The following is a 6,476-nucleotide window of genomic DNA, read 5'->3' as shown; positions in this document are numbered from 1 at the left end:
GTTCACGGAGCACCGGATTTTTCCAGTCTTCAAAAAAGCGGAACGACTCGCCTTCCAGGATTTTAGCCTTATTCGCATCCGCAATCGAAATCATTTTGCTGAATGCGGCTCGCTTTTCGGTGTCGTTTTTCGCATGATCGAATTTGACCATTTCGACAAAGAACTCGCACTCGAAATCAGCAAGATGCATAGCCCGCGCTGTGCGGGTTGCAGCCTCTTCGCTCAAATTGAAGCGGCCTTCACTCACGTATTTCAAATAAACCGGCGACGAAAACCCCGCCGTTTTGGCGAACTCCTGCCAAGAAAACGCCGACTTCGCCTTTCGATCGGCGTAGTAGTCTGCGATATACTGGCGGTAGTCCCTATATTCAAGTATATCTTTCATTTTTCCTCCCTACACTCAGTCTCTTTCTCAGGCTGATTGTTTGATATTTTAAATATAGCTCTTTAATTTTTAAAAATCAATAGTTTTACAATATATTTTATTGATTTTTAAAAGAATTTTAATGATTTTGAATAATGATTAGAAAATTTAAGATTTTCACAATATAAAGAATATTGTAGAATTATCCTACTATATTTACTTCATGGACTTTTTTACGAAAATCGATATTCCGGCAGCAGATTGGCAGATTGACTACAAATCCAGACTCGCATTTTTCGGGTCGTGCTTTGCCGACAACATCTCGGCGCAGTTTAGGGCGCGGAAATTCAATGTTTTGGCAAATCCGTTCGGAACAGTTTACAACCCGCTTTCGGCAGCGATGCAGATCAAGGCGATTGCAAACGGGAAAAAATTTGGCGAAGCGGATGTTTTCCAGGACATGCGATTGGGCGTTTCGGAGAACCGTAACGAGATTTGCGGCCCTTGGCACTGCTGGAATGCGCACAGTTCACTTTCGGCGGCGACTCGCGAGGAATGCATCGAAAAGCTGAATGCGGCCACTCACGAGGCGCGAGAGTTTTTGCAAAAAGCCGACGTCGTATTTATTACGCTCGGAACTGCGTTCGTGTATTTTTTGAAAGAGAGCGGGATCGCCGTTTCAAATTGCCATAGGCAAAATCCAAACTTGTTCATCCGCAAGATGATTTCCGTGGACCACGCAGCCGAAGCGCTGAAAAGCATCGTGCATGATTTGCAGAAAATAAAACGTGACCGGATTGCTTCGCCTTCGGTTCGCAATGACGAACTCGGCAAGAATCGCGAACTACACACTGTCTTTACGGTTTCGCCGTTACGGCACTTGAGCGATGGCGCACACGAGAACACGCTCTCGAAAGCGACTTTGCAACTTGCTATAGAAAAGGTCATAAGGGAGTGCGCCACGGAATCTGCAGCAACCGTCACCTACTTCCCGAGTTACGAGATTGTGATGGACGAGCTGCGCGACTACCGCTTTTACAATGACGACATGATTCATTTGTCAAAAAAGGCGGAAGAATACATTTTCGAGCGCATGGCGGGAACGTACTGCAACGAGAAAACGCACGAAGATATCCGCAAGGTAGAAAAGTTCATGAAAATGGCGAACCACCGTATTGTCGATTCGCAGGCGCCCGCTTCACGAGAATTCGCACAGAAACTCGCCGCACAAGCCGCAGAACTCGAGAAAGAAATTGCTGGGCTGAAACTCAATAATGAGAAATAACTGGATCCTTCGGGCTTACGCCCTCAGGATGACGAAAGGGAGATTCCCGATCAAGTCGGGCATGACAACGTCAATCAAAATTTCATTGTAATATAAAAGAAGGCGGGCCGCAGCTCGCCTTCCCTTTTCCTCCTTTTTCACCAATCATTCCAGCTCAACGAGAACGATTAATTCTTGATGCAACGGACAAGATTTTGCGAATTTCCAGATGCAAAATTCATCCCCTTATTTCCTATATAGACACTATTTACTAAATCCTCCCACTTAACATAACCATAATCGTCATAAATATCAGCGTACCCCGGAGCCGTTGCAAGATCAGTTCCATACACCGAAAGAAGCCCCGAAGAAGGATCCGGCACAAAATCAGAAGTATGCCCTAGCCACATGATAGAATAACGCGCAGTCAACCCGACACCTGTGGGATTGCCAAACGGTGCAAGGTCATACAGATAAAGTGTACTTGAATTATCATCCGTGCCAAATTCAGCCTGAACAAACGACAGCAGATTTTTCCAATCACGAGGATTCGAGAGCCTCCATCCAACTGGACACACACCTTGAAGCCTTGCAGTATCGCTCACATCCACTTTGGTCGTATCAAGCTCGACCCACGGATCGGCCATAATCTTCGCACAATAGACTTCAGTACCACCATAAGGCTCCTGAACAACATTTCGGAAAGAATCCACACAAGCCTCATAGGATTCATATGCATAAGTAAAAATGAAATAGGAACTATCCAAGCCCATCGCATCAAGAAAATTATAGTTACAGCCATCATCACCGCAAGACGCACCTTCGGCTCCATCATAGCGCAAGTTTTCGGCCATCCATGTCTGCGTCACACCATTAATATCAATTGTAGTCGTCTTGTAAACTTGTCCATCGCGGTCGTCCACCATGGAACCCATCGAATGCTCAATCTCCTTATGAACCAAATTCCATTTCCCAGAACGACAGACCAAATTATAGGCCGGCACAAAAACGCCATCCTCGCCCCCTCTCGGAGCCTCAAAGACATTTCCTTCATGGCCCTGATCACACGGTCCAGCACCAAATGCAGTCGCAAGCATTCCGGCATAGAAATCCACCACGCGCAACCTTATTTGATAGTCACGAGCCCATTCATCACTCAACTTCTGATACGCTATGGCAGGAACGCTGAAATACTCCCTCAGCCCATCAGTTTGCCTAAAAACAATATCAATAAAGTCCTCATCCAACGCAGAATCAACATTCAAGAAAGTTCCCCGCTCAGCAATCGCTTCAAACAACTTATTCATATTGGAATTTTCCGAAGGCATATTAATGGCGTAAATACTTATTGCACTTGCAGGCAAAACATTAGTAAGCGCAGAAATCATCGCCGCATATTCCAGAGCATCCGTGTCCCTAATATCATCGGCAACTCCGGACATTCCGAACGCCGACAGCACATCGGCTCGCGCCTGCTTTTTCGCCTGGACAAACGGCGTTCCCGACTGCACGAGATAAAGCCCCCGCAAGGCTTCAAGATGCGTCAAAATATCGACATTCACTCCATCCGAATCACGCACATCCGCAAGAACGGTATAAGGATACATGCTTACGGAACCCGGCCTTACCACAGATATCAAAACATAAGGACTTTCAAGCGTTACATTTTGGAAGGCAAATACACCTTCGTCATCAACAACCACAGTAATCGAAGAATCAGATACTGCGAACGATTTAGGATCCAACTGATAAAGAGAAACAACTGAACCTTTTTCAAGCCCCGCAACAACAATCCGCCCAACATAGGAACCTTCTCCGCCCAATGTTTTTGTCATGTGCGTCTTCCCGAGAATCGTAATATTTTCAAGATTTGCATACACACCTGTTTCTTCGACGGTGCCGCCGGCTAAATTTTCAGAACACGCTGCGAACACAAAGGCGAGCAGCATCGCCATCGTGCAGACAAATTGTCCGCTAAATTTCGAGAAACTCATAGTTTCCTCCAACTCTATTTTTTTAATTCCTGTTTATTTGTCAGCGGAAAAAGCTGCATGTTCAGACGGTAGACTTCGTCCGTGGCGGCGTTTTTCCGAGCAATGGCAATAACTTTTTTACGGCAATCGGCGATTTCTTGCACGATTTCATCGTAGCCTTCTTTCGTGATGCCGAACGTGACACCCGAAAAATTTCGCTTGTCCTGAGCGACACCTTCGATTGCCTCAAGCGCAAGTTCGCCCATTTGGCGGTGCATCGTACGGACAGCGACCGGCGTCACACCCATAGGTCCCGTCGTCAAGGACTTGTCCGTTTGTACGTAATTGCCATCGTCATCTTTTTTTAGGAACCCGCCTTTGACAAGGAAATTCAGCACATCGCTGACTTCGGCTGCCGTAATTTCCGGGCGGCATGCATGTGCAAGCGCAAGTGGCTTTGCGCCAGGCATCGATGGAGCAAGTTCACGGATGACCGGATTTTTCCAGCTTTCGAAAAAGCGGAACGCATCGCCTTCCAAGATTTTCGCCTTGTGGGCATCCGCAATCGCAAGCATTTTATTGAAAGCGGCCTTCTTTTCATCATCCGTTTTTGCATGGTCGAACTTGACCATTTCGGTGAAATATTCGCGTTCGTAATCCACCAATCGCATGGCATCTGCCACGCGAGCGGTCGCCGAATCGCTTAAGTTAAAACGGCCTTCACTCACGTATTTTAGATAAACGCGTGAAGAAAAGCCAGCTTCGGTAGCGAACGTTTGCCAGGTAAACGCAGAACTCGCCTTTTTATCGGCATAGTAGTCCGCAATATACTGGCGATAGCTCGTATATTCTAGTATTTCTTTCATTTTTCCTCCTTACGACAATCCCTAAATTTTTTAGGGTCCGTAAAAACAAACGAATTGCGGCTCTTTTGTCCGTTTCGTTCTTGAAATCAAATATACAACTTATTTTTTAAAAATGCAATAGATTTACAACACAAAATATTGATTTTTATAAAAATTTTAAAGTTTTTAGAAAATTTTATAAAAATTTAAGCAATTTTCACAATACAAACGTATTGTATTTTATTTCAGTAGAGAATGGCGCTCCCGTAACGCGTACGGGGTGACAACGTAAAAGGAGATGCTTGATCAAGAAATAACTGGGTCCTTCAGGCTTACGCCCTCAGGACGACGAGATGGAGGCTCCGGCGGAGGCGACAATGCAATTCAAGACTTCACTGGGTCCTTCGCGTCGCTCAGGACGACGAGATGACAAGATGCGCGGGCGTTGCCCGCGAGCGGGATTCTTACTGTTGTTGGGATTGCGATTCGCGCATGCGGCGGCGAGCGCGGGAACCCGGGCGGTTACGGCGATGACGGCGACCGCCGTTTTGCGGATTCGGGGTGTTGTCGGTCGGAGCGTTTTGCGCATTCACATTCTGGGCAGGATTGCGAGATTCATTGCGAGAGTTCTGTTCGTGATTGCGCGGAGCATTGTTACGCTGCGGCTTTTTATCGTGCGGTTGAGAATTCTGACGCGTCTGCGCATTTTCAGCATTTGCATTACGGGCATTCTCGCGATTTTCATTGCGATTGTCCTTGCGACCGCGAGGACCGCGATTGTTGCGGGTTTCAGCAGCGCGGGCCTGCGCTTCTTCGCGAGACATGCGCCCGCGAGAATTACGCATCATGCTTTCAGCAGTCTCTTTTTGCGGAGGCGGGAGCTTCTCGTAAATGCTCTGATCGCCTTCCGGGATTTTCACGCGTGTAAGCTTTTCAATCCCGCGCAAATCGGATTCTTCGTCCGGAGAGCAGAACGAAATGGCAACGCCTTCCTTCCCTGCACGGGCTGTACGACCAATGCGATGCACGAACGTTTCATGCTCATTCGGCAAGTCGTAATTGAACACATGGCTCACATCGTCCACATCAATGCCACGCGCCGCAATATCTGTTGCCACAAGCACTCGAATTTGTTCGCACTTGAAATTTCCGAGAGCTTCTTGACGACGGTTCTGGCTCTTGTTCCCATGAATAGCGGCACACTTGATGCCCGCCTTTTCAAGAACGCGCACAATTTTATCGGCACCATGCTTGGTACGGCAGAACACGAGCACCTTTTTCATTTCAGGATGTTCCGCCAAGAGTTCCTTGAGGAGCGCGCCCTTGCGGCGCTTGTCAATGCGGTAAAGCTCCTGACGGATGCGTTCAATCGGAGTGCTCTGCGGCGCCACTTCAACACGCACCGGATTCGGGCGCAGAATCGTCGCGGCAAGTTTCGAAATTTCTTCCGGCATCGTGGCGCTAAAGAACAAATTCTGTCGGTCTTGCGGGAGCATCGCCACAACCTTGCGAATGTCATGGATAAAGCCCATATCGAGCATGCGGTCCGCCTCGTCAAGCACAAAGAATTCAAGTTTCTTGAGCGATATCGCCTTTTGACCAATCAAGTCAAGCAAGCGTCCCGGAGTGGCGACAAGCACATCGACACCGCGAACAAGCTTTTGCTTTTGCGGATTGTCATTCACGCCACCAAAAATACATGCCGTCGAAATCGCCGTGAACTGCGCATAATCCTTGAAGCAGTCTTCTACCTGGATGGCGAGTTCACGTGTCGGCAACAAAATCAATGCACGGCAAGTTTTGGGAGAACGGAACTTCCCGGAGTCGAGCAAGCGTTGCAAAATCGGGAGTGCAAATGCTGCCGTCTTACCGGTTCCCGTCTGAGCAATTCCCAAGAGATCCTTGCCTTCGAGAAGACTCGGGATGGAACGTTCTTGAATCGGGGTCGGGGTTTCGTAACCAACAGCGCGGACGGCCCGCTGCAATGGATTTGCCAAAGGAAGTTCTTCAAATTTCATACTGCGCAAAGA

5 protein-coding genes are annotated in these 6,476 nt (G+C 47.8%); 1 reads left to right on the top strand and 4 read right to left on the bottom strand.

Annotated features, from left to right (window positions below; genetic code table 11):
• A partial coding sequence (locus tag B7990_RS14695) for a TIGR02147 family protein (protein ID WP_141099302.1) occupies positions 1 to 385 on the bottom strand: 385 nt, incomplete at its 3' end.
• A gap of 202 nt (positions 386 to 587) precedes the next feature.
• Between B7990_RS14695 and B7990_RS14690 the strand changes: the two genes are divergently transcribed.
• Positions 588 to 1,649: a GSCFA domain-containing protein gene (locus B7990_RS14690; RefSeq protein ID WP_088641626.1), complete on the top strand. Its 1,062-nt coding sequence runs from the start codon at positions 588 to 590 to the stop codon at positions 1,647 to 1,649.
• A gap of 167 nt (positions 1,650 to 1,816) precedes the next feature.
• Here B7990_RS14690 and B7990_RS14685 read toward each other — a convergent pair whose 3' ends face one another.
• The 3 genes from B7990_RS14685 to B7990_RS14675 all read right to left on the bottom strand — a co-directional run bounded on the left by B7990_RS14685 (position 1,817) and on the right by B7990_RS14675 (position 6,464).
• Positions 1,817 to 3,622, bottom strand: coding sequence for an FISUMP domain-containing protein (locus B7990_RS14685; protein WP_088641625.1), 1,806 nt, complete (start codon positions 3,620 to 3,622; stop codon positions 1,817 to 1,819).
• Positions 3,623 to 3,636: 14 nt separating this feature from the next.
• Positions 3,637 to 4,467: a TIGR02147 family protein gene (locus B7990_RS14680; RefSeq protein ID WP_088641624.1), complete on the bottom strand. Its 831-nt coding sequence runs from the start codon at positions 4,465 to 4,467 to the stop codon at positions 3,637 to 3,639.
• A gap of 443 nt (positions 4,468 to 4,910) precedes the next feature.
• On the bottom strand, positions 4,911 to 6,464 hold the full coding sequence (locus B7990_RS14675; RefSeq protein ID WP_088641623.1) for a DEAD/DEAH box helicase: 1,554 nt from the start codon (positions 6,462 to 6,464) through the stop codon (positions 4,911 to 4,913).
• Between the last annotated feature and the right edge of the window lie 12 nt (positions 6,465 to 6,476).

Origin of the sequence: Fibrobacter sp. UWB4 (genome assembly GCF_002210345.1) — a bacterium.
Taxonomy (GTDB): domain Bacteria; phylum Fibrobacterota; class Fibrobacteria; order Fibrobacterales; family Fibrobacteraceae; genus Fibrobacter.
This window is presented reverse-complemented; position numbering and strand designations above follow the sequence as displayed.

Coding starts and splice junctions, on each gene's coding strand:
- B7990_RS14680 (WP_088641624.1), bottom strand. CDS start 4,467: ATGAAAGAAATACTAGAATATACGAGCTATCGCCAGTATATTGCGGAC.
- B7990_RS14685 (WP_088641625.1), bottom strand. CDS start 3,622: ATGAGTTTCTCGAAATTTAGCGGACAATTTGTCTGCACGATGGCGATG.
- B7990_RS14690 (WP_088641626.1), top strand. CDS start 588: ATGGACTTTTTTACGAAAATCGATATTCCGGCAGCAGATTGGCAGATT.
- B7990_RS14675 (WP_088641623.1), bottom strand. CDS start 6,464: ATGAAATTTGAAGAACTTCCTTTGGCAAATCCATTGCAGCGGGCCGTC.